Below are 25,331 nucleotides of genomic sequence, written 5' to 3' on the forward strand. Positions count from 1 at the left end.
CCGTGGCCCAGACACAGAACACCAAGGGCTCGGCCTATACCTATGTGGATCACAAGTTCGATGTGGTGATCGTCGGCGCCGGCGGCGCCGGCCTGCGCGCCACGCTGGGCATGGCCGAGCAGGGCCTGAAGACCGCCTGCATCACGAAAGTCTTCCCGACCCGCTCCCACACGGTCGCGGCGCAGGGCGGCATTGCCGCTTCGCTGCAGAACATGGGCGCGGACAGCTGGCAGTGGCACCTCTACGACACCGTCAAGGGCTCCGACTGGCTGGGCGACGTCGACGCCATGGAATACATGGTGCGGCAGGCGCCCGCAGCCGTCTACGAGTTGGAACACTACGGCGTGCCCTTCTCCCGCACGGAGGAAGGCAAGATCTACCAGCGGCCGTTCGGCGGCCACATGATGAACTATGGCGACGGCCCGCCCGTGCAGCGCACGTGTGCGGCCGCCGACCGCACCGGCCACGCCATTCTGCACACGCTCTACGGCCAGTCGTTGAAGAACCATGCACAGTTCTTCATCGAGTATTTCGCCCTCGACCTCATCATGGACGAGGATGGCACCTGTACCGGCGTCGTCGCCTGGAATCTCGACGACGGCACCATTCACCGCTTCTCGGCGAAAATGGTGGTGCTGGCGACCGGCGGCTACGGCCGCGCCTATTTCTCCGCCACCTCGGCGCACACCTGCACCGGCGACGGCGGCGGCATGGCCGCACGTGCCGGATTGCCGCTCCAGGACATGGAATTCGTGCAGTTCCACCCGACCGGCATCTACGGCGCCGGCTGCCTGATCACCGAAGGCGCGCGCGGCGAGGGCGGCTACCTGGTCAATTCCGAGGGCGAGCGCTTCATGGAGCGCTATGCGCCGTCGGCCAAGGACCTCGCCTCGCGCGACGTCGTCTCGCGCTGCATGACGCTGGAAATCCGCGAAGGCCGTGGCGTCGGCAAGAACAAGGACCACATCTTCCTGCACCTCGACCACCTCGACCCGGCCGTGCTGCACGAACGCCTGCCCGGCATTTCGGAATCGGCCAAGATCTTCGCCGGCGTCGACGTCACCAAGGAGCCGATCCCGGTGCTGCCGACGGTGCACTACAACATGGGCGGCATCCCGACCAACCACTGGGGCGAGGCACTGAACCCGACCGCCAGGGAGCCGGACCGCGTCACGCCGGGCCTGATGGCGGTGGGCGAAGCGGGCTGCGCCTCCGTCCACGGCGCCAACCGGCTCGGTTCCAACTCGCTGATCGATCTCGTCGTCTTCGGCCGTGCCGCCGCCATCCGCGCCGGCCAGGTGATCGACCGCAACAGTGCCGTGCCCTCAGCCAACGAGGCGTCGGTGGAAAGGATCATGGACCGTTTCGACCGGCTGCGGCACGCCAACGGCGGCACACCGACCGCCGTTCTGCGCGAGAAGATGCAGCGCGCCATGCAGGAGGACGCGGCGGTGTTCCGCACGCAGGACTCGCTGGAGAACGGCTGCAAGCGCATCTCCGAACTGTGGGGCGAGTTGAAGGACCTCAACGTCACCGACCGCTCGATGATCTGGAACTCCGATCTGGTGGAGACGCTGGAGCTGGAGAACCTGATGGCCAACGCCATCGTCACCGTCTACGGCGCCGAGGCGCGCAAGGAGAGCCGCGGCGCGCATGCCCGCGAGGATTTCTCCGCCCGCGACGACAAGACTTGGCGCAAGCACACGCTGGCCCGGCTTTCGCCTGACGGCAAGGTGAAGCTCACCTATCGCCCGGTGCATACCGAGACGACGCTGCCGCTCGCCGAAGGCGGCATCGACCCGAAGAAGATCGCGCCCAAGGCGCGGGTGTATTGAGGCGCTGACGAATGGTCGAACTCGCTCTCCCCAAGAACTCGCAGATCCGGCAGGGCAAGACCTGGCCGAAGCCCGAAGGCGCCACGAACCTGCGCGAATACAAGATCTACCGCTGGTCGCCGGACGACGGCGAAAACCCGCGCATCGACACTTATTTCGTCGACATGGACGATTGCGGGCCGATGGTGCTGGACGCGCTTCTGTGGATCAAGAACAAGATCGATCCGACGCTGACGCTGCGCCGCTCCTGCCGCGAGGGCATCTGCGGCTCCTGCGCCATGAACATCGACGGCTCCAACACGCTGGCCTGCACCAAGGGCGCCGACGACATTTCCGGGCCGGTGAAGATCTACCCGCTGCCGCATATGGCCGTGGTCAAGGATCTCGTGCCGGACCTGACGAACTTCTACGCCCAGCACGCCTCGATCGAGCCGTGGCTGCACACCGTCTCGCCGGAGCCGGCCAAGGAATGGCTGCAGAGCCATGAGGACCGCGAGAAGCTCGACGGGCTCTACGAGTGCATCCTGTGCGCCTGCTGCTCCACCGCCTGCCCGAGCTACTGGTGGAACGGCGACAAGTATCTCGGCCCGGCCGTGCTGTTGCAGGCCTATCGCTGGCTGATCGATTCCCGCGACGAGGCGACCGGCGAGCGCCTGGACAACCTGGAAGATCCCTTCCGGCTCTATCGCTGCCACACCATCATGAACTGCACGCAGACCTGCCCCAAGGGCCTGAACCCGGCCAAGGCGATCGCCGAGATCAAGAAGATGATGGTGGAGCGGAGGGTCTGATTATATGTGCGTCCTTCGAGGCTCGCTCCGCTCGCGCCTCAGGATGAGGAAGGTCGTACATCGAATTTGAGGCGCCGTAGACCGGAGCGCCATACGGTCCTCATCCTGAGGTGCGAGCGGAGCGAGCCTCGAAGGACGCACCTACAATGTAGAGACGGAGCGAGAGTGGGCCAAGATGACTGACACCGACCTCCCTGTCCTCTCTCCCGCCGAAGCGCGTGTGCTCGGCTGCCTGATCGAGAAGAAGGAGCTGACGCCCGACGTCTATCCGATGACGTCGAACGCGCTTCTCGCCGCCGCCAACCAGAAGACCTCGCGCGAGCCGGTCATGGCGCTGGAGCCCGTCGATATAGCCCGCGCGCTTTCCACGCTTCAGACCAAGGGGCTGGTGCGCCAGCAATTCGCCTCGCGCGTCGAGCGCTACGAGCACCAGATGGCGCAGAAATTCTCGCTGACCCGCAACCAGGGCGCGCTCATTGGCCTGCTCCTGCTGCGCGGCCCGCAGACGGTGCACGAACTCACGGCTCGCGCCGAACGGATGGCGAATTTCGCCGATGCCGACGCCGTGCGCGGCGAACTCGACATGCTGATCGGCCGCCGTCCGCCGCTGGTGCAGGAAATCGGCCGCGGCCCCGGCCAGCGCGAAGACCGCTTCGCACATCTGCTTTCCGGCGAGGTCGACGTCTCGGCAATTGCCGCAGGCCGTGCGCCGAGCTCCGATCCGTCCGCGCTTTCCACCCTTGAGGAGCGGGTCAGGGTTCTGGAGGAGGAAATCACGGCGCTCAAGGCGCGGCTCGACGCCGTCGGCGGATGAGTTCGTGAGCGAGCAGGAGCCGGCGCCTTCAGCGGCACAGGCGAGCGCGGTCTTCAGGGCGGATATCGTCGTCATCGGCGCCGGCCAGGCCGGCCTGTCTTCAGCCTATCACCTTGGCAGGCTGGGCCTTGCTGCGGGACGGCAGTTCGTCGTCCTCGACAGGAACCCGACGCCGGGCGGCGCCTGGCAGCATCGATGGCCGTCGCTCACCCTCAGCACCGTCAACCGGGTGCACGATCTGCCGGGCATGCAATTTTCCGAGGCCGTCGATACGAGCGCGGGCGAGGCCAGGGCATCCGAGGCGGTGCCGCAATATTTCGCCAGCTATGAACGCAGGTATCGCCTGCCCATCTACCGGCCCGTCACCGTCAAGGTGGTTTGCGAGCGGTTCGGGCGGCTGCGGATCGAAACGGATCACGAGGCGTTCTCGGCGCGCGGCATCATCAACGCCACGGGAACCTGGGAGACGCCCTATATCCCCGCCTATCCGGGCAGCGAACTGTTCAAGGGAAGGCAGCTCCACACGCGCGACTATCGTAGCGCAGAGGAATTCGCCGGAAAGCACGTCGTCATCGTCGGAGGCGGAATATCGGCGCTCCAGCATCTCGACGAGATCTCGAAAGTCACCGGCACGACCTGGGTAACGCGCAGCGAGCCACGCTTCCGCGAAGGCTCCTTCACGCCGGAAGACGGACGCGCGGCCGTCGCCATCGTCGAAGACAGGGTCCGGCGCGGCCTGATCCCGGGCTCGGTCGTTTCCGTCACCGGCATTCCACTCACGCCGGCCTTGCAGGCCGCCCGGGATCGCGGCGCGCTGAGAAGGCTGCCGATGTTCAGCGAAATCACCGAACATGGTGTGCGATGGCCCGACGGCTCGGAGCAGAAAGCCGATGTCATCTTGTGGGCGACCGGCTTCCGCAGCTCGCTCGATCATCTGGGGCCTTTGCAGCTCCGCGAGGACGATGGCGGCATCGTCATGACGGGCCGACTGGCGACGCAGGTGAAGAAAGACCCCCGCATCCATCTGGTCGGCTACGGCCCGTCGGCGTCCACCATCGGGGCCAACCGGGCCGGAAGCGCCGCCGCGCGAGAACTCGCGACTTTTCTCGGCTTGATCTGATCGGCGTTTCCGGCTTCGGGTGGCGGACAGCCGTTATGCCAGCTTGGCGTCGAGCGTCACCTTGATGGCGCCCAGCGCCTTCGACACCGGGCAGCCTGCCTTGGCCTTGTCGGCCAGTTCCTTGAACTTGGCGGCGTCGATGCCCGGCACCTTGCCGGTGAGCTTGAGCGCGCTTTCGGTGATCTCAAAGCCGCCGCCGGCGGCCGGCCCGTAGGTGACGACAGCCTCGGCGTTCAATTCGGACGCCGGCGTGCCGTTCTCCGCGAGGAAATGCGAAAGCTGCATGGCGAAGCAGCCGGCATGCGCCGCCGCGATCAGCTCTTCGGGATTGGTGCCCGACTTGCCGCTCTCGTCCTGGAAGCGGCCCTTGAACGAATAGGGCTGCTTGGCGAAGGCGCCGCTTTGCGTGTCGAGGGTGCCGCTTCCCTCGGTCAGCGTGCCCTTCCAGATGGCGGTGGCGTGACGATTCATGGCGATCTCCTTCAATGCGGCCGGCCCGATGCCGGCAGTCGTCATGACTATAGCGCGGCACGGCGCGAAGGCCATCGCGCGTTCGGCCGCAGAGTTGACAATCGATGCGGGAAAAATGTCGGCTTCGCCGATGCGGCACCGTCCTTGGGCTGTCAACCGACGGAGGAACCGGAAAAAATGAAATATATCTGCCTGGTATATCACGCGGAAAGTGCGCTTCACGGCCTGTCGCCAGCGGAAGCCGTGAAACTGGACGCCGACTCGCTCGCCTATGACCGGAAGCTGGAGGCGCAAGGCCATCTGGTCGCGGCGGAGGCGCTGGAGTCGGTCAGGAAAGCCAGGACCGTGCGCAAGCGCGCCGGCAAGGTGCTGGTCAGCGACGGCCCGTTCGCCGAAACGAAGGAGCAGTTGCTGGGCTTCGTCATGATCGAGGCAAGCGACATGGACGCGGCGGTCGCCATCGCCGCCGACATCCCGCTGGCAGCGATGGGCATGGTCGAGGTGCGCGCGATCCACGATATACCAGAGCCGGATCAATAGGTTCTGGCCTGACAGCCGTTCCCTACTGGGTGCCCTGTCCGAACGGATCGTCGATCGACGGCGACGGCTCGGTGAACCAGTGCGCGCCGTCGTCGGCCATGTAGATGTGGTCCTCCAGCCGCACCCCGAACTCGCCGTAGACGCAGATCATCGGCTCGTTGGAGAAGCACATGCCGGCTTCGAGCCGCGTGGCGTTGCCCTCGACGATGTAGGGCTCCTCATGCACGTCCAGGCCGAGCCCGTGGCCGGTGCGGTGCGGCAGGCCGGGCGTTGCGTAGCCCGGCCCAAGCCCCGCCGCCTCGATGGTGCGCCGAGCGGCGCGGTCCACCGCCTCGCAGGGCGCGCCGAGTTTCGCGGCGTCGAAGGCGGCCTGGGTCGCCCGTTTGGCGATGCTCCAGATTTCGCGCTGGCGGGCGTTCGGCTCGCCGAAGACATAGGAGCGGGTGAGATCGGAATTGTAGCCGTGGAAGGCGCCGCCGACGTCGACCAGCACCATGTCGCCGCTCTTGAGCGTCTGCGGGTAGGGCACGCCGTGCGGATAGGCGGTCGGCTCGCCGAACAGCACGATGCGGAAGGCGGGCGCGCCGTCGAAGCCGAGCGCCAGATGCGCTTCGGTGAGGAAAGCGGCCACCTCCGTCGTGGTCATGCCCTCCCGCAGGATGCGCGCAGTAGCGCGCTGCACGTCGAGCGTCAGGTTCATCGCCGTCCTGATGATGGCGATCTCGTTGGCCGACTTGATGCGGCGACAGGCGTCTGTAATCGTCGCGCCGTTGACGAAATCATAGCTATTGCCGGCCCGGCGCAGCGCGTCGGCGCGGAAGAAGGGCGTCATCGGGTCGATGGCCAGCGTGCCGCCGGCAAGCCCCATGCCGTCGAGAATGTCGATGACGAGGGCTGCCGGGTCCTCGTTCTCCTGCCAGCAACGCACCGTTGCCGGCCCGGCTCCCGCATCCTCGATCAGCGCGCGCAGCTTGGCCTCCTCGAAGGCTGGGCTGATATGCACCGGCTCACCCTCGGCGGGAATGACGACGCCGTGCATGCGCTCGCTGCCGTGGAAGCGCAGGCCGGTGAAATAGAAGGTTGAGGTGGAGGCGTCCAGATAGAGTGCGGAAATGCCCTGCTCGCGCATCAGCGCCTGGGCGCGTGCCACCCGCTGCCGCCGCTCGTCCTGCCCGATGGGAGCCACGCTATCGCGCTTCGACGTCAGCTTGCGCAGTTCTTCTTCCGGGCTGGAACCGCCCACGCCGATGGTCATGCTGTCACCTGTTCCGTTGCTCGATTGTCTGGAATCAGATCGCCTCGCCGCGCAAAAGGCGCGGCGTATCGCCCGAAAGCCCTGACGCCTGGCGGATGAAGAAGCCTTTCAACCGCGGCATCCTCTCGACCAGCCCGAGGCCGAGGTCGCGCGCGGCGCGCAGCGGGCCGATGTCGTTGGAAAACAGCCGGTTGAGCACGTCTGTCGTCACCCCCATGGACAGCGTGTCGAAGCGCCGCCACTGCTGGTAGCGCTCCAGCACGTCGAGCGCGCCGATGTCCTGCCCCAGCCGGTCGGCCTCCACCACCACTTCGGCGAGCGCCGCGACATCCTTGAAGCCGAGGTTGAGGCCCTGGCCGGCGATGGGATGGATGCCGTGCGCGGCGTCGCCCGCCAATGCCAGCCGCGGCGCCACGAAGGCGCGCGCCAGCGTCAGGCCGAGCGGCCACGCGCGCGGTTTGTCCAGGACCCGGATTTCGCCGAGCTTCAGGCCGAAGCGGCGTTCCAGCTCCATTTCGAAGACGAGGTCGTCGCCAGAAACCAGTGCATCGGCGTCGGCGCTGCGCTCCGCCCACACGATGGAGGAGCGGTTGGTGCCGTCCTCGGCCGGCTTCAGCGGCAGCGTGGCGAAGGGGCCGGCAGGCAGAAAATGCTCCTCGGCGCGGCCGTTGTGCGGCCGCTCGTGGCCGACCGTGCAGACGATGCCGGACTGGCCGTACTCCCACCGCACCGTCTTGATGCCGGCCATGTCGCGCAGCCGCGACTTTACCCCGTCGGCGGCGACCAGCAGCCGCGCCTTGAGCGTGGCGCCGTCGGCCAGATGCACGGTGACGCTGCCGGCGCCGGTGTCGAAGCCTTGCACGGCCATGCCCTCGATCAGGTCGATGCCGAGCTTTTCGGCCTGCCGGCGCAGCGCGCCGTTGAGGTCGCGGTTGGCGACCATGTGGGCGAAGGGCTCGCCCGGCGCCACCTCGCCGTCGAAGGTCAGGAAGGTTGGCCGCACGGGATCGGCGGCGCGCGAATCGGTGATGACCATGTCGGTGATCGCCTGCGCCTGGCTGGCAAGCTCGGCCCAGACCCCGAGCCGGTCGAGCATGCGGCTGGCGGCGGCGGCGATGGCCGAGCAGCGCCCGTCGCGCTGCCAGGCACCCGCCGGCGCGGCATCCACCACGGCGATTTCGAGGCTCGGCCGTGCCTGCTTCAGCGAAACGGCCGCGGCGAGCCCGACATAGCCGGCGCCCGCCACAAGGACGTCCAGCACCGCGCGATCATCCGTCGACTGCCTGGCCATTCCGCTCCTCTTTTCCGGCTTCGTTCCGCCGCTTCGCCGCCCTGTCGAACTTGACTGCCCGTCCATCCTGTTCGAAACCGGCCTGATATCCCGGAGGGGCAAGCCATGACAGCCATGAACGAGCTGCTCGACATTCTCGACCTCGAGGAGTTGGAGCACAACCTGTATCGTGGTCGCAGCCCCCAGGTCGAGTGGCAGCGCGTGTTCGGCGGCCAGACCATCGCCCAATCGCTGGTGGCCGCGCAGCGCACCGTCCCGGCCGAGCGCCACGTCCATTCGCTGCACGGTTACTTCATGCGGCCCGGCGACATCAAGGTGCCGATCGTCTACGAGGTCGACCGCATCCGCGACGGCGCCTCCTTCACCACAAGGCGTGTGACGGCCGTGCAGCACGGCCAGGCGATCTTCTCGCTGGAAACGTCCTTCCAGGTGCGGGAGCAGGGGCTCGACCACCAGATTCCCATGCCGCCGGACGTTCCGATGCCCGAGACTCTGCTGTCGCAGCGCGATCTCTTGAAGACCATGGAGCACATCCCCGAGGTCATCCGCAAGTTCTGGGCGCGCGAACGGCCGCTGGAGATCAGGCCCGTCAACCTCAAGCATTATTCCAGCCGCGACAGGCTGCCGCCGCGCCAGAACGTCTGGATCCGGCTGACCGGCCCGGTTCCCGAAGGCGACCCGCGCCTGTCCTCGGTATTGCTCGCCTACCTGTCGGACATGACGCTGCTCGACACCTCGACCTTCGCGCACGGCCGCGGCCTGTTCGATCCCGACATCCAGGCCGCCAGCCTCGACCATGCCATGTGGTTCCACCGCGCGCATGCGCTCGACGACTGGCTGCTCTACACGCAGGACAGCCCCTCGGCGTCCGGTTCGCGCGGCTTCAACCGCGGCGCGCTCTATGCGCGCGACGGCACGCTGATCGCCTCTACGGCGCAGGAAGGTCTGATCCGCCTGAGGCGACCGCACAAATAAAAGGCGGTTTTCTGCAGCTGCCTATTTGATAGGCGTTCGTTATGCTGCGCGTGCGAAGGCGTGATTTGTCGCGCTTCGCGATTTCCTTCATCTTCAATGGTTTAGCGCTCATGCCACGCAACTGGCACGGAGCTTGAATCCCTTTGTCCGATCTCCGGCGCGCAGCAAGCCGGCGACATCAAGCGAACGCGGGAACCCGCAAGAGCGAAAGGGTGAAACCTGATGAAGATCGTGATGGCAATCATCAAGCCGTTCAAGCTCGACGAGGTGCGCGAGGCGCTCACCGCCGTCGGCATCCAGGGCCTGACCGTCAGCGAGGTCAAGGGCTACGGACGGCAGAAGGGACATACCGAAATCTACCGCGGCGCCGAATACGCGGTGAGCTTCCTGCCCAAGATCAAGATCGAGATCGCCGTCGCCACCGACATGGCCGACCGGGCGGTGGAGGCGATCGCCGCCGCCGCCCGCACCGGCCAGATCGGCGACGGCAAGGTCTTCGTCTTCGGCATCGACCAGGCCGTGCGTATCCGCACCGGCGAAACCGACACCGACGCGCTCTGAGCCGCGAAACGACATCCCAATGGAGAGATCGATGACCTTTTTTTCGACCTTGAAGAAGACCGGGCCGGCGGCGCTGGCCGGCGCCTTGGCGCTCGGCCTGTCCGGCACGACGGCGGCGCTGGCACAGGACGCAGCACCCGCCCTCGACACCGGCAACACCGCCTGGATGCTCGTCTCCACCGCTCTGGTGCTGATGATGACCATTCCGGGCCTTGCGCTGTTCTATGCCGGCATGGTGCGCAAGAAGAACGTGCTCGCCACCGTCATGCAGAGCTTTGCCGTCTGCTGTCTGGCCACCGTCCTGTGGTTCGTCGTCGGCTATTCCCTCGCCTTCTCGGACGGCGGCGGCGCCAACGCCTATGTCGGCGGCCTGTCCAAGGCCTTCTTCGCCGGCATCACGGTCGACACGCTGTGGGCGCCGGGGGTGGCAAACATTCCCGAATATCTCTTTGCCGTCTTCCAGATGACCTTCGCCATCATCACGCCGGCGCTGATCGCCGGCGCCTTCGCCGAGCGCATGAAGTTTTCCGCCATGCTCCTGTTCACCGGCCTGTGGCTGCTGGTCGTCTATGCGCCGATCGCGCACTGGGTATGGGGCGGCGGCTTCCTCGGCTCGGCCGGCGTGCTCGATTTCGCCGGCGGCACCGTCGTCCACATCAATGCCGGCGTCGCCGGCCTCGTCTGCGCGCTCGTTCTCGGCAAGCGGCAGGGCTACGGCTCGGTCAACATGGCGCCCTACAACCTCGTCTATGCGGTGATCGGCGCCGCACTCCTGTGGGTCGGCTGGTTCGGTTTCAACGCCGGCTCGGAACTGGCCGCCGACGGACTCGCCGCCGCCGCGATGGTCAACACCCAGGTCGCCGCCGCCACGGCCGGCCTTGCCTGGATGTTCACCGAATGGCTGGTGGCGAAAAAGCCCTCGGTGCTCGGCATCATCTCCGGCGCCGTCGCCGGCCTCGTCGCCATCACGCCGGCCGCCGGCTTCGTCAATCCGACCGGCGCCTTCGTCATCGGCATCGTTGCCGGCATCGTCTGCTACTTGGCCGCAGTCAAGCTGAAGCACGCGCTGGGCTACGACGATTCGCTCGACGCCTTTGGCGTGCATGGCGTCGGCGGCATCGTCGGCGCGATCCTGACCGGCGTGTTCGCCGACAAGACGATCAACAGCCTCGGCGAGAACGCCTCGGTGGTGACGCAGCTCTACGGCATCGTCTTCACCATCGTGTGGACGGCGCTCGCCACCGCCGCGATCCTCTACGCGGTCAAGGCGCTCGTCGGCCTGCGCCCCTCCGGCCAGCAGGAGATCGAGGGCCTCGACGTCAGCCAGCACGGCGAAGTGGTGCAGTAGGAAGCCCGCTTCCGGAACGGCAACAGGGGTTCGCCCGTTATTGCGAGGCGGCCCCCTGCGCGTTCACGAAGGGTTCAGCTTGAAAGACATAGTGTTTCGACTTCGGCGGCGGGTCGTGTTCGATTGAAATGCAAGCAGGAGGTTTCCATGGATCGACGATTGTTCCTGACCGGATTGCTCGGCCTTGCCGGCGCGGCGACCGTGGCGGGCATGGCCCGTCCCACGCAGGCCGCAGCAGGCGTGCTCAAGGGAAACGGCATCCTCGATGAACTGGACGGCGCCGACGCCGTGCCGCTCGGCGAAGCCGACGTCGTCGACGTCCAGTACCGGCATGATCGCCATCGTCCGCCGCATCACCGGCCGCGGCGTCGTCGCCGGCGGGTCTGGCGGCGGGTCTGCCGGCGCTATTGGCGCCATGGCCGCCGCGTCGTGCGCTGCCACCGCGAGCGCGTCTGGGTCTGGTACTGGGGCTGAAACCGCCCTTGATTACGGGTGAATTGCCCCGGCACCCGTGCCGGGGTTTTCGCGCCCGACTGCCCGCAAGCGCAAAAAGCCCGCCCCGGTGAGCCGGAACGGGCGATGATGCGGCAATGCCGCAAAACCCAGGCATCATGAGGATGCGGGGCGATCTGCGGTTACATCGCGGGCATTCCCTCGTGCACCGCCTTTCGAATCTCCTTGCGAAATTCAGGCGTATCCTTTTCGCCGTGAACGGAAACGGCGTGTTGCACCGCAGCTTCGATCAGTTCGTCTTCCCGATCCGCTGAAATGGCGATGCTGCATTGCATCTCGCTCGGGAATTCGCGGCAGTCTATGTACCTTCTTGCCATGGCCTTTCTCCCGATCTGGAGGCAGCCCCTCGAGGCGCCATTATAGGCCCTCGCCTTCGCGCCTCGAAATCACAAAAGGCCCTCCCCGCCGAAGGCGGTAGACGCTTCATCCGAAGTACTGCCTTGACGATCGCCATCGACCTGCGGGGTTCCCGCCGGGCGTCCGGCACGGCAAACGACCGGACCGTCCGAGTATCGATTCGCTGAGGCCAACGGCCGGCCGGCAAGGCTCCCCACGGCGGCGGCACGGTGCCGCCCTCTGCGCCTTGCGGAATAAGGGGCAGCCGCTTCGGCATAGTTAATGCGCCCTTAACCCTCGGGCCAATAATCTGCCGCAACGATTCCACCGGTATGCGCACGCGACCGGCTCAGGCACTTATAGGCGGAGAATAGAATGCGTTCAGGGGCATCGGTACCGCTCACGCTGACCGATACGGGCCACGGCATCCGCGCCTTCGCGCGCCGGCAGGTCGGGCGTCTGGTCGGCGCCGGCCTTTTTGCCGCCGTCGCCTTCGGCATCGCCAGCCTCGCCACCTGGAACGTCGCCGATCCGAGCTTCAGCCACGCCGTCGACAACCCCGTCACCAACGCGATGGGCTATGCCGGGGCGGTCTTCTCCGACCTCGCCATGCAGTTCTTCGGCCTGTCGGCGGTCGCCGCGCTGGTTCCGGCGGTTGCCTGGGGCTTCTTCCTGTTCACCGCGCGCGGCGTCGACAAGCTGCCGAAGCGCGGGTTTGCCTGGTTCGGCTTCGCGCTGCTGGCCGCTTCCATCGTCGGCTGCGTCGCGCCGCCGCCGACCTGGCCGCTGCCGACCGGCCTCGGCGGCGTCTTCGGCGACATGGTGCTGAAAATTCCCGGCGCCTTCGCCGGCGGTTATCCCACCGGCCTGCTCGCCGGCGTGCTTGCCGTCGTCTTCGCCGTCCCGGCGCTGTGGCTGTTCGTCTACGGCTCGGCGCTGATTGCGCGCCGCAACGGCTTCGCCGTGATGGAGGATGAGCCGGCCCGGCCCGAACCGGCCGATACCGACCAGATCCTGTTCGAGGAGGAAGACGACGACGACAACGAGGGCATTCTGGCGCTCGGCGCCATCACCCACTGGTGGCTGTCCTTCCGCGCCTTCCTGCACCGCCGCGCCGCGCAGCGCCGCAGCCGGCAGGACGAGTTCGGCTTCGAAGAAGAAGCCCCTCAGCCCTCCAGCAGCGCCTGGCGTAGGGCCGCCGAGCGCGTCGAGGTAGCGGAAATGGAGGAGGTGCGACTGAGCCAGGCCGGCCGCGCCCGCGTCGAGCCGGAATTCTTCGCCTCCATGGTCGGCGGCCGCGCGCCCGCGCTCGATCCCGCCGATACCGATTTCTACGACGAGGGCGAGGACGAGGACGTCAACGATTTCGCTCCGGAGCCCGCCGCGCATGTGCCGCAGGCGCCGGCAACCGAGGTGCGCGCCTTCCGCTCCGACGCCGCCACCCGCGTCGAGACGCCGGCGCCGCGCCCGCAGCCGGGCGTGCGCGCTCATCGCGAAGCGCAGACCTCGATGCTCGCCAGCGGTCATTTCGAAATGCCGTCGCTGCATTTCCTGTCGGAGCCGAAGAACGTCGTGCGCGACGCCTCGCTGTCGAAGGAGGCGCTGGAGCAGAACGCCCGCCTGCTGGAAGGCGTGCTGGAGGATTTCGGCGTCAAGGGTGAGATCATCGCGGTCCGCCCCGGCCCCGTCGTCACCCTCTACGAACTGGAGCCGGCGCCGGGCATCAAGTCGAGCCGCGTCATCGGCCTGGCCGACGACATCGCCCGCTCGATGAGTGCCATCGCCGCGCGCGTCGCCGTCGTGCCCGGCCGCAACGCCATCGGCATCGAGCTGCCCAACGCCAAGCGCGAGATGGTGTACCTGCGCGAAATCCTGGCCAGCCGCGATTTCGAGCAGACCAAGGCGAAGCTCGCGCTGGCGCTCGGCAAGACCATCAATGGCGAGGCCGTCATCGTCGACATCGCCAAGATGCCGCACGTGCTGGTCGCCGGCACCACCGGCTCGGGCAAGTCGGTCGCCATCAACACCATGATCCTGTCGCTGCTCTACCGGCTGAAGCCCGAGGAATGCCGCCTCATCATGATCGACCCGAAGATGCTGGAACTGTCGGTCTACGACGGCATCCCGCATCTTCTGACCCCCGTCGTCACCGACCCGAAGAAGGCCGTCGTCGCGCTCAAATGGACCGTGCGCGAGATGGAGGACCGCTATCGCAAGATGTCCAAGGTCGGCGTGCGCAACATCGACGGCTTCAACCAGCGCGTCGCGCAGGCCGAGAAGAAGGGCGAGCAGATCCAGCGCACCGTGCAGACCGGCTTCGATCGCCAGACCGGCGAGGCGATCTACGAGACGGAGAACCTCGACCTCGAGCCGATGCCCTACATCGTCGTCATCATCGACGAGATGGCCGACCTGATGATGGTCGCCGGCAAGGATATCGAAGGCGCCGTGCAGCGCCTCGCCCAGATGGCGCGCGCCGCCGGCATCCATGTCATCATGGCGACGCAGCGTCCGTCGGTGGACGTCATCACCGGTACCATCAAGGCCAACTTCCCCACCCGCATCTCCTTCCAGGTGACGTCGAAGATCGATTCGCGCACCATCCTGGGCGAGCAGGGCGCCGAACAGCTGCTCGGCATGGGCGACATGCTCTATATGGCCGGCGGCGGCCGCATCCAGCGCGTCCACGGCCCGTTCGTCTCCGACGACGAGGTGGAAAAGATCGTCCAGCACCTGAAATTGCAGGGCGTGCCGGAATATCTCGACGCCATCACCGAGGACGACGAGGCAGAAGACGACGACGCGCCTTCGGGCAAGGGCGGCTCCGGCGGCGGCAATTTCGACGAGTCCGACGATCCCTACGATCAGGCGGTGGCCGTGGTGCTGCGCGACGGCAAGGCCTCGACCAGCTACATCCAGCGCCGACTCGGCATCGGCTACAACAAGGCCGCCTCGATCATCGAGCGCATGGAGAAGGAAGGCGTCGTCGGCCCGGCCAACCACGCCGGCAAGCGCGAGATCCTCGTGCCGACCGAGGACGACAAGTTCTGATCACTCCACAGGGAACCCGAAGCCGCGGCAACGTGTTTCTTCAGGCGCCAAACTTCAGCCCAACTGGGGGACCAGACACTGTCGCACAGCAAATAAGGACGTGAGAGCCATGACCACAGATCGCCTTGCCCGGACAAGCACGTTCGCCCCGACGCGCCGGCACCTGCTCGGCCTTGGCCTCGCGCTCGCCGGTGCGGCCGCGCTCGACCTCGCCCCCAGCCTGCGGCTGCTCGGGCCGGCCGAGGCCGCCGCGCCCGACGTGGCACAGAAGATCGCCGACCATTTTTCCGCCGTGAAGACGATGACCGGCGAGTTCGTCCAGTTCGGCCCCAAGGGCGAGCAGACGGGCGGCAAGTTCTTCCTCGAGCGGCCGGGCAAGATTCGCTTCAACTATGACGGCGCCTCCGATTTCCGCGTCATCTCCGACGGCCAGTCGGTGGTCATCCTCAACAAGAAGCTCAGGACCTCCGATCTCTACCCGCTGTCCAAGACGCCGCTCAAGCTCCTGCTCGACGACCGCATCGACCTGTCCGGCGGCAAGGTGACGGGCATCAAGCAGGAAGACGACCTGACCACCATCCAGCTTGCCGACAAGCAGGTGTTCGGCAATTCGAAGATCACCATGATGTTCGATCCGAAGACCTACGAGCTGCGCCAGTGGACCATCACCGACGCACAAGGCAAGGACACCACGGTGATGATCTTCAACACCAGGGAAGGCGTCAATTTCGCCGCCGACACCTTCAAGATCGACTACACGGCCAACCGTGAGCTGAACGCGAAGAAAAGCAACCGTTGACCACCGCGTAACGCCTGTGGAAATCAGCCGGCAACCGGCCGGCGGGCAGCGGACGACTTGTCTTTGAACGCAACGGCTGGCAGGGTTCGCCGTCTTTTTCTCACGCCTGCCTCAACCGAATGCCCTTCACCCTCGCCACCTGGAACATCAACTCCGTTCGCCTGCGCATGCCTCTTGTCGAGCGGCTGCTTGCCGAGCGGGCGCCGGACGTGCTGTGCCTGCAGGAAACCAAGTGCCCGGACGACCTGTTCCCGTTCGATGCCTTCCGTGGCCTCGGCTACCAGCACATCGCGATCTTCGGCCAGAAGGGCTATCACGGCGTCGCCACAGTTTCGCGCCGCCCGCTGGAGGTGGTGGAGAAGCGCCGCTTCTGTGGCATCGAGGACAGCCGCCACCTGTCGGTGCGCGTATCGGCCGGCGGCCGGTCGATCCTGTTGCATAATTTCTACGTGCCGGCCGGCGGCGACGAGCCGGACCCGGAGATCAACTGGAAGTTCAGGCACAAGCTCGATTTCGTCGCCGAGATGAACGCGGTTCGTGCCGAACAGGACGACTTTTCCTCCTCGATCCTGGTCGGTGACCTCAACATCGCGCCGCTCGAACACGACGTCTGGTCGCATAAGCAGCTGCTCAAAATCGTCTCCCACACCCCGGTCGAGACGGAGAGCTTCGAGGCGATGCGCAAGGCCGGCGAATGGGTCGACCTGATGCGGCTCAACGTGCCTTACGAGCAGAAACTCTATACGTGGTGGAGCTACCGGGCGCAGGACTGGCAGGCCTCCGACCGGGGCCGCCGGCTCGACCATGTCTGGTCATCGGCCAATCTGGTGCCGCCCTTTGCCGGCTACGAGATCCTGCGCGAGGCGCGCGGCTGGGAGCGGCCGTCCGACCATGTGCCGGTCATCGCGCGCTTCGACCTGGATTGACGGGACCGCCGCGCGCCTCACTCGGCGAAGCGCGGCGCCACCTGCTCTATGCGCTCGATCAGCGCCTGCAATTCGTCGGCGATGCGCTGATGGAGCTGGACGGCGATATCGGGATATTCCTCGAGGATGCGGCGGAACATCTTGCGGTTCAGCCGCAGGATTTCGGAATCGACCGCCGCCGAGGCGCTGGTGAGCCGTCTCGTGTCGGCGATCAGCGCCAGTTCGCCGAGGATGGAGCCCGATTCGGCGAAGCCGATGGGCACATGCGCGCCGTCCGCCTCGCGGTAGAGCACGATGCGGCCGGCGACCACGACATAGGCCGAATCGGCCTCGTCGTCCTCGCGGTAGAGCTTGCGCTCGGCCGGCAGCGCCGTCGTCTCCGCGCCGAAGGCAAGCAGGCGCAGCTGCTCGGGCGTGAAGCCCTCGAACAGCCCCACGCGCGAGAGGATGCGAACGTCGTCATCCAGCGCCATTTGCGATCATGTCCCCGGCCGTCAGGCCATTCCCTCCTCGCGCGCCCCCGCCGATTCGGCATTTGACCAGCAAGCTGGTTAACAATGTAGCGCCTTCCCGTGCCAGGCGCTCATTCTCAGGGAACCAGTTTGTAGCCGCCGCTTTCTGTCACAAGAATTTCAGCATTGGAAGGATCGCGCTCGATCTTCTGGCGTAGGCGGTAGACATGCGTTTCCAGCGTGTGGGTGGTGACGCCGGAATTGTAGCCCCAGACCTCCTCCAGAAGCACGTCGCGCGTCACCACCTTCTGCTCGGCGCGGTAAAGGTACTTGATGATGGAGGCTTCCTTCTCGGTCAGCCGCACCTTGCCGCCGCGCTGGTCGATGAGCAGCTTCTGGCTCGGCTTGAAGGTGTAGGGGCCGATGGCGAAGGTGGCGTCCTCGCTCTGTTCGTGCTGGCGCAGCTGCGCCCGGATGCGGGCGAGCAACACGGCGAAGCGGAACGGCTTCGTCACATAGTCGTTGGCGCCGGCCTCCAGCCCGAGGATGGTGTCGGAATCGGTGTCGTGGCCGGTCAGCATGACGATGGGCGCCTTATAGCCGCCCTTGCGCAACAGCTTCACCGCCTCGCGGCCGTCCATGTCGGGCAGGCCGACGTCCATGATGAGCAGGTCGACCATGCCGGCGCGGGCCGCAGTGATGCCCTTGGCCGCGGTCGTTTCCTGCTGGATGTCGAACTCCTCGTAGAGCGACAGCTGCTCGACCAGCGTCGAGCGCAGGTCATCGTCGTCGTCGACAATCAGGATGGTGCGTGAGGTCATGGATCAATCCGTTGTTTCGCAATAAAAAAACTGTCTTGCCGAGTGCCGGCGGGTTGACCGTCGCCCGTTTATGCGGAAGCTGACCGCAACAACAGGCGTTCACAGTGATTTGTTCCGTGAAACGATCATACCCGAAAAACGGCGCGAGCAAGATCGGCAATGGAAAATCGCCTGCCGCGCTCTCGGCCATCGTCGTGCGCCCCCGCCCGGGACATCCGACGCAGGGGCTGATGAAGGCCGGACAACTGGTCATTCCCTGCGCGCTGGGGCGTGGCGGCATCGTGGCGAACAAGCGCGAAGGCGACGGCGGCACGCCGCTGGCGGCGATGCGCATCCTGTCGGGCTATTTTCGCGGCGACCGGTTCGCCGGCGCGCGCCGCACGCGGCTCGAAATGCGGCCGATCGGCGCCGCTCTCGGCTGGTGCGATATGCCGGACGACCGCAACTACAACCGGCCGGTCAAAATCCCGTATCGCGCCGGTCACGAGCGCATGAAGCGCGACGACCGGCTCTACGACGCCTGCCTGGTGCTGGACTGGAATATTTCGCCGCGCCGGCGCGGGCGCGGCAGCGCCATCTTCTTCCATCTGGCGCGGCCGGGTTTCACGCCGACCGAGGGCTGCGTGGCGGTGAGCCCGCGCGCCATGGCGCGGCTTCTGCCGCATCTCGGCGCCGGCACGGTGCTCAAGGTGGTGCGTTAAAGCATTTCCAGCAAAAGCGTGAAACGGTTTTGCGTCCGGAAAATGCGGCTAAAACAAAGAGATAGAGCGGCTCTGCCGATTCTGTTAAAATCAGAACCGCTCTGAAGATCAGCGCCGGCCCGGTATCCAGCCGCGCTCCGAGAGTCCGAGACTGACGGTCGCTTCGTGCGAGGGGCGCGGCACGCTGCGCGGATCGATGCCGATGTCCTCGAGCAGGCTGTCGCTCAAGCCCTCGATCTCCTGGATCGGCACCACGGGAACGTTTCCGGCGGCTGGGCGGCGATCGACGAGACCGTCGAGCAGCCTTTTCCAGAGGGGAACCGGACGGGTCAGGATATAGCTGGTCATGGCCTTGTTCCTTTCATGGCCCGGTATCAAGCCAGGCTTTTTGTTTCTGCGATGAGTGAACAATGACCCATTGAAGCAAAAGAGAGAAACGAGTAGTTCTTGTCAGATCATCAAGTATTCCTTGAAGGATGAGATGCACCCGATACCCGGAACACGCGCGCTGAGGACGCTGGAGGCGGCGGGCCGCCACCTCAATTTTACCCGCGCGGCGGACGAACTCGGGCTGACGCCGGCGGCGGTCAGCTACCAGATCAAGGAAATCGAGGACCAGCTCGGCCTGGTCCTGTTCACCCGCACCAGCCGCTCGATCCGGCCGACCAAAGCCGGCGAGCTCGTGCTGGAAGCCTCTGCCGAGGCGCTCGACGTGCTCGGCCGCGCGGTGGCGCGGGCGCGCAGGATGGAGCGCGGAGCGAGCCAGCTCCGGGTCAGCGCCGACGCGCAGTTCGCCGCCAAATGGCTGATGCGGCGGGTCGACTCCTTCCGCGAGGCCCATCCCGACATCGAATTGCGCTTCGATGTCTCGTCCGACCTGCGCGACTTCGAGCAGGACGACGTCGATGTCGCCGTGCGTTTCGGCGCCGGCAAATATGCCGGCCTTGCCGCCCACCGGCTGTTCGACGACGTGCTCGGCCCCGTATGCAGCCCGACGCTGCTGCGCTCGGGACCGCCGATCCGGGAGCCGCGCGACCTGCTGAACTACACGTTGGCGCATATAGAATGGTCGCGCCAGGGCATCACCTGGCCGAACTGGCCGATGTGGATGGCGGCCGCCGGCATCGACGATTTCGACGACAGCCGCACCGTGGTTTTCGGCACGTCTTCCGAACTGTTGCAGGCGGCCCTCGAAGGCAGCGCCGTCGTGCTGGCCGAATCCGCCATGGTCGCCGGCGATCTGGCGGAAGGTCGCCTCGTGCGGCCGCTCGAACTCAGCCTCAGGCTCGCGCCGGAATTCGCCTATTTCCTCGTCTATCCGCAGGGCGCAGCGGACGATCCGCGCATCGCCGCCTTCCGCGAGTGGATTCTGGCGGAAGCGGCGAAGACGCAGGCCTGACCGGCGGCTGCCGTCAGCCGAAGCGCCACACCGTCGTGCGCTTCACCTCGGCGTCTTCCAGCGCGCGGGTGACCGGCACTTCGTAGACGGCGAGCTTTTCGAGCCCGGTTTTCGGCAGGTAGGCGCGGCCGGGATCGCCGATCAGGATTTCGGCGCCGCGCGCATGGAGCGCTGAAAACCACGGCAGCAGGCGCTCGGCGAAGGGCTTGTCGTAGAAGACGTCGCCGGCCAGCACGACGTCCCAGCCGCCGTCGCGGCCGATCCAGTCCTCGTCCGAAAAATCGGCCGCCACGCCGTTTTGGGCCGCGTTCAGGCGGATCGCCGCTTCGCAGAAAGGGTCGATGTCGGCGGCAAGGATTTTGGCCGCGCCGGCCTTGGCGGCGGCGATGGCGACCAGTCCGGAACCGGAGGCGAAGTCGAGCACGTTTTTGCCCGACACCGTGCCGGGATGATCGAGCACGTAGCGCGCCAGCCCCTGCCCGCCGGCCCAGGCGAAGGCCCAGAATGGCGGCGGCAGGCCGATCGCGGCCAGCTCTTCCTCGGTGCGACGCCACAGATCGTGCGCCTCGTCGGCAAGGTGCAGGCAGATTTCCGGCACATGCGGCGGTGCCGTCAGCGCGGTGTTGGCAAGGATGAAAGCGTCACGGGAGGCGGTCATGGGGGCGTCCATGAGAATCACACATGAGGTTCGCCCCCCTCTCCGTCGCGCTTCGCGCGCCACCTCTCCCCCCGTTCCGGGTGGAGAGGATACGCCGGCCTCAGGCTTGGCACCCATCCTCTCCCCTCACGAAGTGGGGGAGAGGTGGATCGGGCGTAGCCCGAGACGGAGAGGGGGTAATGCGTGCTATGCGACAGTCATGCCCTCAAGAGAGAGGGCTACGTCTGCGCGCTTCACCGCTGCCCGGCCGGGGGCCCGCTGCTTCGCAGCTCCCCGGCGTTCGAAGCTTTCCGTCGTGCCACCGGCACGACGGATCGCCTTCGGCGACCAGCTTCTCACCCGATGGATTTTTCCAAAGCGCCGGCCCAGTTCTTCCAGGCGATTTTCTCGATCAGCTCGCGCCCGTAGCCGTGTCGGGCGAAGGCGTCGATCAGTTTCGGCAGGCCGGACACGTCGCCGATCGGCGCCGGGATCATCGCGCCGTCAAAGTCGGACCCCAGGCCGACATGGTCTTCGCCCAGCGCCGCCAGCAGCGCATCGACATGGCGCACCATGAGGTCGAGGCTCGTATCGGCGTTCATGGTGCCGTCCTCGCGCAGGAAGCCGGTGGCGTAGTTCAGGCCCACCATGCCGCCGCTGTCGCGGATGGCGCCGAGCTGCCAGTCGGTCAGGTTGCGCGAATGCGGGCAGATGGCGTGCACGTTGGAGTGGGTGGCGACCAGCGGCGCGTCGGAGAGCTTCGCCACGTCGCGAAAACCCTTCTCGTTGAGATGCGACAGGTCGATCTGGATTTTCAGCCGGTTGCATTCCTTGACCAGCGCCTTGCCGGCGTCGCTCAGGCCGTCGCCGATGTCGGGCGAGGAGGGGAAGCGGAACGGCACGCCGTGGCCGAAGATGTTCGGCCGGCTCCAGACGATGCCCAGCGAGCGCAGGCCGGCGGCATGCAGCACCTCCAGCATGGAAAGGTCGGCGCCGATCGCTTCCGCGCCCTCGATGTGGAAGACGGCGGCGAGCACGCCCCTGGCGACGGCGGCGCGCACCTCGGCGGCGTTGCGGCAGACCGTCAGTGCGCCGGCGCGCTCCAGCTTGAACAGGATCGAAGCCATGCCGATGGTGGAATCGATCGCCGTCGCGCGCGGCAGTTGCGGCGGCAGCGGCTCGTCATGGCTCAACATATCGCCGCTTCGGCGCTTCTCCGGCGAAGGCGGGAAGATGGCGAACATGCCGCCGGCGAAGCCGCCCTTGCGGGCGCGCGGCAGGTCGATGTGCCAGTCGGCGGGAGACCCGTCGATGAACAGCTTCTCCTTGTCGGCCTCCTTGGCCTTGTAGAGCTTGAGCAACGTGTCGTTGTGGCCGTCGAAGACGGGGACGAGGGTCTGGTCGGTCATGGTCGGCTTTCGGCTTGGCTGGGACGCCTGCGGCGGCCCGATTGCAGGATGCGGGGCTAGGTTAGGCGGGAGAAAGGCTGCATGCAAAGGCCAGATGGCATGCCGCGCTTGTGACTGGCCCGTCCGGATTCGCCCGGGCGGCCAGGACCACTGCCTACGACATGCGGTCGAGCTTGCGCTGCATGGCGGCGATCTGTTCCTTCAGTTCCTGCAGGTCGTCGGATTTCTCCGGCGCCTCCGTGCCTTCCGCCCCGTCTTTCCTTGCAGGTTCCGGCGCGCCGGCGGCCGGCGTCGCGCTTCCCGCCGCCGGGAAGGGCGTGAACATGCGCATGGCGTTCTGGAACATCTCCATGTTGCGGCGCGTCTGCTCCTCGATCGCCTTCATCGGCGTCGCCAGCTTCATCATGTCCATCGGCGACTTCATCTGCTCGCGGAAGCGTTCCTGCTCCTTCGAAAAGGCGATCATCGACTGTTCGAGGAAGCTCGGCACGATCATCTGCATCTGGTCGCCATAGAAGGCGATGAGCTGGCGCAGGAACGGGATCGGCAGCATGTTCTGCCCGTCCTTGTTCTCCAGCTCGAAGATGATCTGGGTCAGCACCGGATGGGTGATGTCCTCGCCCGTCTTGGCGTCCTGCACGGAAAAGTCCTCGCCGCGCTTGACCATCTCGGCGAGGTCCTCGAGCGTGACGTAGGTGCTGGTGCCCGTATTGTAGAGGCGCCGGTTGGCGTATTTCTTGATCACCACCGGTTCGTCTTTTGCCGCCATACCATCCTCCCCGGATTTCGGCGCGTAAGCAGCCGGCGACGAATTGAACTAAGGTCGAGGATAGACGCAAAACCGGCGTGAATCCAAGACCTTTGTGCGGTGCGGGAGCGCGCAAGCCGGCAAAATGCTGCGCAGCAATCGCCTCGTTGTGCGATGCAAGGGCCGAAGCGGCCGATTTCCGGTTTGACTCGAAGGCGTGAAAGGTCAAGAAAAGTCGTCAGGATAGCCAACGTTCCCGGAGCCTGGAGATAAAAATGCCCGCTTCCAATGCCATCGTCGTGGCCAGCGCCGCCCGCACCGCGGTCGGTTCGTTCAACGGAGCCTTCGCGGCCACCCCCGCCCATGAACTGGGAGCGGCGGTCATCCGCGAGCTGTTGGCGCGGGCCGGCGTCGAGGCGGGCGAGGTGAACGAGGTCATCCTCGGCCAGGTGCTGACGGCGGCGCAGGGCCAGAACCCGGCGCGCCAGGCTTCCATCAATGCCGGCCTGCCGAAGGAGACGACCGCCTGGGGCCTCAACCAGGTCTGCGGCTCGGGCCTGCGGGCCATCGCGCTCGGCATGCAGCAGATCGCCACCGGCGACGCCAAGATCGTCATCGCCGGCGGCCAGGAGTCCATGTCGCTGTCGCCGCATGCCGAGCACCTGCGCGCCGGCGTCAAGATGGGCGACTACAAGATGATCGACACCATGATCAAGGACGGCCTGTGGGATGCCTTCAACGGCTACCACATGGGCACCACCGCCGAGAACGTCGCCAAGCAGTACCAGATCACCCGCGACGACCAGGACAAGTTCGCGCTTGCCTCGCAGAACAAGGCTGAAGCCGCGCAGAAGGCCGGCAGGTTCAAGGACGAGATCGTTGCCTTCACCGTCAAGGGCCGCAAGGGCGACACGGTCGTCGACCAGGACGAATACATCCGCCACGGCGCCACCATCGACGCCATGCAGAAGCTGAAGCCGGCCTTCGAGAAGGACGGCACGGTCACGGCCGGCAATGCGTCGGGCATCAACGACGGCGCCGCCGGCGCGCTTCTGATGACCGAGGCCGAAGCGGTGCGCCGCGGCCTCACCCCGCTGGTGCGCATCGCCTCCTGGGCGACCGCCGGCGTCGATCCGGCGATCATGGGCACCGGCCCGATCCCGGCCTCGCGCAAGGCGCTGGAAAAGGCCGGCTGGGCGGTCGGCGACCTCGATCTCGTCGAGGCCAACGAAGCCTTCGCCGCGCAGGCGTGCGCCGTCAACAAGGACATGGGCTGGGACCCGTCGATCGTCAACGTCAACGGCGGGGCGATTGCCATCGGCCATCCGATCGGCGCTTCCGGCGCCCGCATCTTCAACACCCTCGTCCACGAAATGAAGCGGCGCGGCGCCAAAAAAGGCCTGGCGACGCTGTGCATCGGCGGCGGCATGGGCGTGGCGATGTGCGTGGAAGCGATGAACTGAGGCAATAAGGGAATAGGGCAATATGGCAGTAGGGGAATAAGGGAAGAAGAAGCGGAACCGACCGCTCTCCCCTATTCCCTTACTCCCGTATTCCCCTGAATTTGGGAGGAGAACCATTCATGACCAAAGTCGCACTCGTCACCGGCGGATCGCGCGGCATCGGCGCCGCCATTTCCATCGCGCTGAAAAATGCCGGCTATGCGGTGGCGGCGAACTATGCCGGCAACGACGAGGCGGCGAAAAAATTCACCGCGGAGACGGGCATCAAGACCTACAAATGGTCGGTCGCCGACTACGACGCCTGCGCCGCCGGCGTCAAGCAGGTCGAGGCGGACCTAGGCCCGGTGGCCGTGCTGGTCAACAATGCCGGCATCACCCGCGATGCCATGTTCCACAAGATGACACCGCAGCAGTGGAACGAGGTGATCGGCACCAACCTCAGCGGCGTCTTCAACATGACGCACCCGGTCTGGGGCGGCATGCGCGACAGGAAGTTCGGCCGCGTCATCACCATCTCCTCCATCAACGGCCAGAAGGGGCAGGCAGGCCAGGCGAACTATTCGGCAGCCAAGGCCGGCGACATCGGCTTTTCCAAGGCGCTGGCTCAGGAAGGCGCGCGCGCGGGCATCACCGTCAACGTCATCTGCCCCGGCTACATCGCCACCGAAATGGTCAAGGCCATCGACGAGAAGGTGCTGGCCGAGCGCATCATCCCGCAGATCCCGGTCGGCCGCCTCGGCGAACCGGAGGAAATCGCCCGCTGCGTGGTGTTCCTCGCTTCCGAGGAGGCCGGCTTCATCACCGGCTCCACCATCTCAGCCAACGGCGGGCAGTATTTCGCCTGAACCGACGGAAAGCCGGTTAAGAAACGGGTCGCTTCGGCGGCCCGTTTTTCGTTTCCGCTGTGCCGATACGGCACGCGAACGTTAACGCCGGCGGTGGAGATCGCGCCGTCACCGTTACCCAAGCTGTGAATCCTCGGTGGATAGCCTGTGGACAACACAAGATGTTGGGGTGAACGAAACGGGAATATCGTTCCATCTCTGATTCGTCGCCGATTCGTTCCGGCTTTGGT

The 25,331-nt window shown here is 66.2% G+C and carries 26 protein-coding genes; 16 read left to right on the forward strand and 10 right to left on the reverse strand.

Annotation, left to right across the window (positions count from 1 at the left end):
• Window positions 1-2 precede the first annotated feature (2 nt).
• The 4 genes from sdhA to FGU64_RS13470 all read left to right on the forward strand — a co-directional run bounded on the left by sdhA (window position 3) and on the right by FGU64_RS13470 (window position 4,560).
• Complete coding sequence (gene sdhA, locus FGU64_RS13455; protein ID WP_139953687.1) at window positions 3-1,835, forward strand: succinate dehydrogenase flavoprotein subunit; 1,833 nt, start codon at window positions 3-5, stop codon at window positions 1,833-1,835.
• Between the two features lie 11 nt (window positions 1,836-1,846).
• Window positions 1,847-2,626 carry a succinate dehydrogenase iron-sulfur subunit gene (locus FGU64_RS13460; protein ID WP_139953688.1) on the forward strand — a complete coding sequence of 260 codons (780 nt, stop codon included), beginning with the start codon at window positions 1,847-1,849 and terminating at the stop codon, window positions 2,624-2,626.
• Between the two features lie 175 nt (window positions 2,627-2,801).
• Entirely contained in the window at window positions 2,802-3,440 is a 639-nt protein-coding gene (locus tag FGU64_RS13465) for a DUF480 domain-containing protein (protein WP_139953689.1), read from the forward strand.
• 4 nt (window positions 3,441-3,444) lie between these two features.
• Window positions 3,445-4,560 carry an FAD-dependent oxidoreductase gene (locus FGU64_RS13470; protein WP_139953690.1) on the forward strand — a complete coding sequence of 372 codons (1,116 nt, stop codon included), beginning with the start codon at window positions 3,445-3,447 and terminating at the stop codon, window positions 4,558-4,560.
• Between the two features lie 33 nt (window positions 4,561-4,593).
• On the opposite strand, the gene FGU64_RS13475 is transcribed toward FGU64_RS13470, so the two are convergent.
• Complete coding sequence (locus tag FGU64_RS13475) at window positions 4,594-5,031, reverse strand: OsmC family protein (RefSeq protein ID WP_139953691.1); 438 nt, start codon at window positions 5,029-5,031, stop codon at window positions 4,594-4,596.
• Between the two features lie 177 nt (window positions 5,032-5,208).
• Between FGU64_RS13475 and FGU64_RS13480 the strand changes: the two genes are divergently transcribed.
• Window positions 5,209-5,571 (forward strand): YciI family protein, encoded by a 363-nt coding sequence (locus tag FGU64_RS13480; RefSeq protein ID WP_139953692.1) that lies wholly within the window; start codon window positions 5,209-5,211, stop codon window positions 5,569-5,571.
• Window positions 5,572-5,593: 22 nt separating this feature from the next.
• Here the strand turns inward: FGU64_RS13480 and FGU64_RS13485 are convergent, their stop codons facing one another.
• The gene (locus FGU64_RS13485) at window positions 5,594-6,826 is read right to left on the reverse strand and encodes a Xaa-Pro peptidase family protein (protein WP_139953693.1); all 1,233 of its coding nucleotides are present in this window, start codon (window positions 6,824-6,826) and stop codon (window positions 5,594-5,596) included.
• A gap of 34 nt (window positions 6,827-6,860) precedes the next feature.
• Window positions 6,861-8,117 (reverse strand): ubiquinone biosynthesis hydroxylase, encoded by a 1,257-nt coding sequence (locus FGU64_RS13490; protein ID WP_139953694.1) that lies wholly within the window; start codon window positions 8,115-8,117, stop codon window positions 6,861-6,863.
• 105 nt (window positions 8,118-8,222) lie between these two features.
• Here FGU64_RS13490 and tesB point away from each other — a divergent pair, with 105 nt between their 5' ends.
• The 4 genes from tesB (at window position 8,223) to FGU64_RS13510 (ending at window position 11,475) form a co-directional block, all read left to right on the forward strand.
• Window positions 8,223-9,092, forward strand: a complete 870-nt coding sequence (gene tesB, locus FGU64_RS13495) for an acyl-CoA thioesterase II (RefSeq protein ID WP_139953695.1) — start codon at window positions 8,223-8,225, stop codon at window positions 9,090-9,092.
• 222 nt (window positions 9,093-9,314) lie between these two features.
• On the forward strand, window positions 9,315-9,653 hold the full coding sequence (locus FGU64_RS13500; RefSeq protein WP_136356741.1) for a P-II family nitrogen regulator: 339 nt from the start codon (window positions 9,315-9,317) through the stop codon (window positions 9,651-9,653).
• A 31-nt stretch (window positions 9,654-9,684) separates the two neighbouring features.
• Entirely contained in the window at window positions 9,685-11,001 is a 1,317-nt protein-coding gene (locus tag FGU64_RS13505; RefSeq protein WP_139953696.1) for an ammonium transporter, read from the forward strand.
• 147 nt (window positions 11,002-11,148) lie between these two features.
• Window positions 11,149-11,475: a protamine-2 (modular protein) gene (locus tag FGU64_RS13510; RefSeq protein ID WP_139953697.1), complete on the forward strand. Its 327-nt coding sequence runs from the start codon at window positions 11,149-11,151 to the stop codon at window positions 11,473-11,475.
• 161 nt (window positions 11,476-11,636) lie between these two features.
• Here FGU64_RS13510 and FGU64_RS13515 read toward each other — a convergent pair whose 3' ends face one another.
• Window positions 11,637-11,831 (reverse strand): DUF1059 domain-containing protein, encoded by a 195-nt coding sequence (locus tag FGU64_RS13515; protein WP_136356735.1) that lies wholly within the window; start codon window positions 11,829-11,831, stop codon window positions 11,637-11,639.
• Window positions 11,832-12,225: 394 nt separating this feature from the next.
• Here FGU64_RS13515 and FGU64_RS13520 point away from each other — a divergent pair, with 394 nt between their 5' ends.
• From FGU64_RS13520 to FGU64_RS13530, 3 genes are all read left to right on the forward strand, one after another.
• Entirely contained in the window at window positions 12,226-14,901 is a 2,676-nt protein-coding gene (locus tag FGU64_RS13520) for a DNA translocase FtsK (RefSeq protein ID WP_139953698.1), read from the forward strand.
• Window positions 14,902-15,010: 109 nt separating this feature from the next.
• On the forward strand, window positions 15,011-15,700 hold the full coding sequence (locus tag FGU64_RS13525; RefSeq protein WP_139953699.1) for an outer membrane lipoprotein carrier protein LolA: 690 nt from the start codon (window positions 15,011-15,013) through the stop codon (window positions 15,698-15,700).
• A 119-nt stretch (window positions 15,701-15,819) separates the two neighbouring features.
• Window positions 15,820-16,626: an exodeoxyribonuclease III gene (locus FGU64_RS13530; RefSeq protein ID WP_136356728.1), complete on the forward strand. Its 807-nt coding sequence runs from the start codon at window positions 15,820-15,822 to the stop codon at window positions 16,624-16,626.
• A gap of 17 nt (window positions 16,627-16,643) precedes the next feature.
• Here the strand turns inward: FGU64_RS13530 and FGU64_RS13535 are convergent, their stop codons facing one another.
• Together FGU64_RS13535 and FGU64_RS13540 are read right to left on the reverse strand one after the other, a co-directional pair.
• Window positions 16,644-17,099, reverse strand: a complete 456-nt coding sequence (locus FGU64_RS13535; RefSeq protein ID WP_139953700.1) for a Crp/Fnr family transcriptional regulator — start codon at window positions 17,097-17,099, stop codon at window positions 16,644-16,646.
• Between the two features lie 116 nt (window positions 17,100-17,215).
• A complete protein-coding gene (locus FGU64_RS13540) occupies window positions 17,216-17,899 on the reverse strand; it encodes a response regulator transcription factor (RefSeq protein ID WP_136356724.1) in 684 nt (227 codons plus the stop codon).
• A gap of 230 nt (window positions 17,900-18,129) precedes the next feature.
• Here FGU64_RS13540 and FGU64_RS13545 point away from each other — a divergent pair, with 230 nt between their 5' ends.
• A complete protein-coding gene (locus tag FGU64_RS13545; protein WP_139955386.1) occupies window positions 18,130-18,600 on the forward strand; it encodes a L,D-transpeptidase family protein in 471 nt (156 codons plus the stop codon).
• A gap of 108 nt (window positions 18,601-18,708) precedes the next feature.
• On the opposite strand, the gene FGU64_RS13550 is transcribed toward FGU64_RS13545, so the two are convergent.
• A complete protein-coding gene (locus tag FGU64_RS13550; RefSeq protein ID WP_139953701.1) occupies window positions 18,709-18,948 on the reverse strand; it encodes a hypothetical protein in 240 nt (79 codons plus the stop codon).
• Window positions 18,949-19,081: 133 nt separating this feature from the next.
• Here FGU64_RS13550 and gcvA point away from each other — a divergent pair, with 133 nt between their 5' ends.
• Window positions 19,082-19,999 (forward strand): transcriptional regulator GcvA, encoded by a 918-nt coding sequence (gene gcvA, locus FGU64_RS13555; RefSeq protein ID WP_139953702.1) that lies wholly within the window; start codon window positions 19,082-19,084, stop codon window positions 19,997-19,999.
• A gap of 13 nt (window positions 20,000-20,012) precedes the next feature.
• Here gcvA and FGU64_RS13560 read toward each other — a convergent pair whose 3' ends face one another.
• The 3 genes from FGU64_RS13560 to phaR form a co-directional block, all read right to left on the reverse strand.
• The gene (locus tag FGU64_RS13560; RefSeq protein ID WP_246671116.1) at window positions 20,013-20,657 is read right to left on the reverse strand and encodes a methyltransferase; all 645 of its coding nucleotides are present in this window, start codon (window positions 20,655-20,657) and stop codon (window positions 20,013-20,015) included.
• A gap of 335 nt (window positions 20,658-20,992) precedes the next feature.
• Window positions 20,993-22,045 carry a dipeptidase gene (locus FGU64_RS13565; RefSeq protein ID WP_136356715.1) on the reverse strand — a complete coding sequence of 351 codons (1,053 nt, stop codon included), beginning with the start codon at window positions 22,043-22,045 and terminating at the stop codon, window positions 20,993-20,995.
• Window positions 22,046-22,199: 154 nt separating this feature from the next.
• Window positions 22,200-22,814: a polyhydroxyalkanoate synthesis repressor PhaR gene (phaR, locus tag FGU64_RS13570; RefSeq protein WP_139953704.1), complete on the reverse strand. Its 615-nt coding sequence runs from the start codon at window positions 22,812-22,814 to the stop codon at window positions 22,200-22,202.
• 254 nt (window positions 22,815-23,068) lie between these two features.
• Here phaR and FGU64_RS13575 point away from each other — a divergent pair, with 254 nt between their 5' ends.
• Complete coding sequence (locus tag FGU64_RS13575) at window positions 23,069-24,256, forward strand: acetyl-CoA C-acetyltransferase (protein ID WP_136356711.1); 1,188 nt, start codon at window positions 23,069-23,071, stop codon at window positions 24,254-24,256.
• A gap of 119 nt (window positions 24,257-24,375) precedes the next feature.
• Window positions 24,376-25,101 (forward strand): acetoacetyl-CoA reductase, encoded by a 726-nt coding sequence (gene phbB, locus FGU64_RS13580; RefSeq protein ID WP_139953705.1) that lies wholly within the window; start codon window positions 24,376-24,378, stop codon window positions 25,099-25,101.
• Window positions 25,102-25,331: the final 230 nt, after the last annotated feature.

Source organism: Mesorhizobium sp. 8 (assembly GCF_006351905.1).
Lineage (GTDB): Bacteria > Pseudomonadota > Alphaproteobacteria > Rhizobiales > Rhizobiaceae > Mesorhizobium > Mesorhizobium composti.

Excerpts from the sequence above, each read along its gene's own strand:
- FGU64_RS13500 (WP_136356741.1), top strand. The coding sequence starts at position 9,315 with ATGAAGATCGTGATGGCAATCATCAAGCCGTTCAAGCTCGACGAGGTG.
- FGU64_RS13530 (WP_136356728.1), top strand. The coding sequence starts at position 15,820 with ATGCCCTTCACCCTCGCCACCTGGAACATCAACTCCGTTCGCCTGCGC.
- phbB (WP_139953705.1), top strand. The coding sequence starts at position 24,376 with ATGACCAAAGTCGCACTCGTCACCGGCGGATCGCGCGGCATCGGCGCC.
- FGU64_RS13520 (WP_139953698.1), top strand. The coding sequence starts at position 12,226 with ATGCGTTCAGGGGCATCGGTACCGCTCACGCTGACCGATACGGGCCAC.
- gcvA (WP_139953702.1), top strand. The coding sequence starts at position 19,082 with ATGCACCCGATACCCGGAACACGCGCGCTGAGGACGCTGGAGGCGGCG.
- FGU64_RS13575 (WP_136356711.1), top strand. The coding sequence starts at position 23,069 with ATGCCCGCTTCCAATGCCATCGTCGTGGCCAGCGCCGCCCGCACCGCG.
- FGU64_RS13480 (WP_139953692.1), top strand. The coding sequence starts at position 5,209 with ATGAAATATATCTGCCTGGTATATCACGCGGAAAGTGCGCTTCACGGC.
- FGU64_RS13515 (WP_136356735.1), bottom strand. The coding sequence starts at position 11,831 with ATGGCAAGAAGGTACATAGACTGCCGCGAATTCCCGAGCGAGATGCAA.
- FGU64_RS13560 (WP_246671116.1), bottom strand. The coding sequence starts at position 20,657 with ATGACCGCCTCCCGTGACGCTTTCATCCTTGCCAACACCGCGCTGACG.
- tesB (WP_139953695.1), top strand. The coding sequence starts at position 8,223 with ATGACAGCCATGAACGAGCTGCTCGACATTCTCGACCTCGAGGAGTTG.
- FGU64_RS13535 (WP_139953700.1), bottom strand. The coding sequence starts at position 17,099 with ATGGCGCTGGATGACGACGTTCGCATCCTCTCGCGCGTGGGGCTGTTC.
- FGU64_RS13505 (WP_139953696.1), top strand. The coding sequence starts at position 9,685 with ATGACCTTTTTTTCGACCTTGAAGAAGACCGGGCCGGCGGCGCTGGCC.
- FGU64_RS13545 (WP_139955386.1), top strand. The coding sequence starts at position 18,130 with ATGAAGGCCGGACAACTGGTCATTCCCTGCGCGCTGGGGCGTGGCGGC.
- phaR (WP_139953704.1), bottom strand. The coding sequence starts at position 22,814 with ATGGCGGCAAAAGACGAACCGGTGGTGATCAAGAAATACGCCAACCGG.
- FGU64_RS13475 (WP_139953691.1), bottom strand. The coding sequence starts at position 5,031 with ATGAATCGTCACGCCACCGCCATCTGGAAGGGCACGCTGACCGAGGGA.
- FGU64_RS13525 (WP_139953699.1), top strand. The coding sequence starts at position 15,011 with ATGACCACAGATCGCCTTGCCCGGACAAGCACGTTCGCCCCGACGCGC.
- FGU64_RS13540 (WP_136356724.1), bottom strand. The coding sequence starts at position 17,899 with ATGACCTCACGCACCATCCTGATTGTCGACGACGACGATGACCTGCGC.
- FGU64_RS13485 (WP_139953693.1), bottom strand. The coding sequence starts at position 6,826 with ATGACCATCGGCGTGGGCGGTTCCAGCCCGGAAGAAGAACTGCGCAAG.
- FGU64_RS13460 (WP_139953688.1), top strand. The coding sequence starts at position 1,847 with ATGGTCGAACTCGCTCTCCCCAAGAACTCGCAGATCCGGCAGGGCAAG.
- FGU64_RS13490 (WP_139953694.1), bottom strand. The coding sequence starts at position 8,117 with ATGGCCAGGCAGTCGACGGATGATCGCGCGGTGCTGGACGTCCTTGTG.
- FGU64_RS13465 (WP_139953689.1), top strand. The coding sequence starts at position 2,802 with ATGACTGACACCGACCTCCCTGTCCTCTCTCCCGCCGAAGCGCGTGTG.
- FGU64_RS13550 (WP_139953701.1), bottom strand. The coding sequence starts at position 18,948 with ATGACCAGCTATATCCTGACCCGTCCGGTTCCCCTCTGGAAAAGGCTG.
- FGU64_RS13565 (WP_136356715.1), bottom strand. The coding sequence starts at position 22,045 with ATGACCGACCAGACCCTCGTCCCCGTCTTCGACGGCCACAACGACACG.
- FGU64_RS13510 (WP_139953697.1), top strand. The coding sequence starts at position 11,149 with ATGGATCGACGATTGTTCCTGACCGGATTGCTCGGCCTTGCCGGCGCG.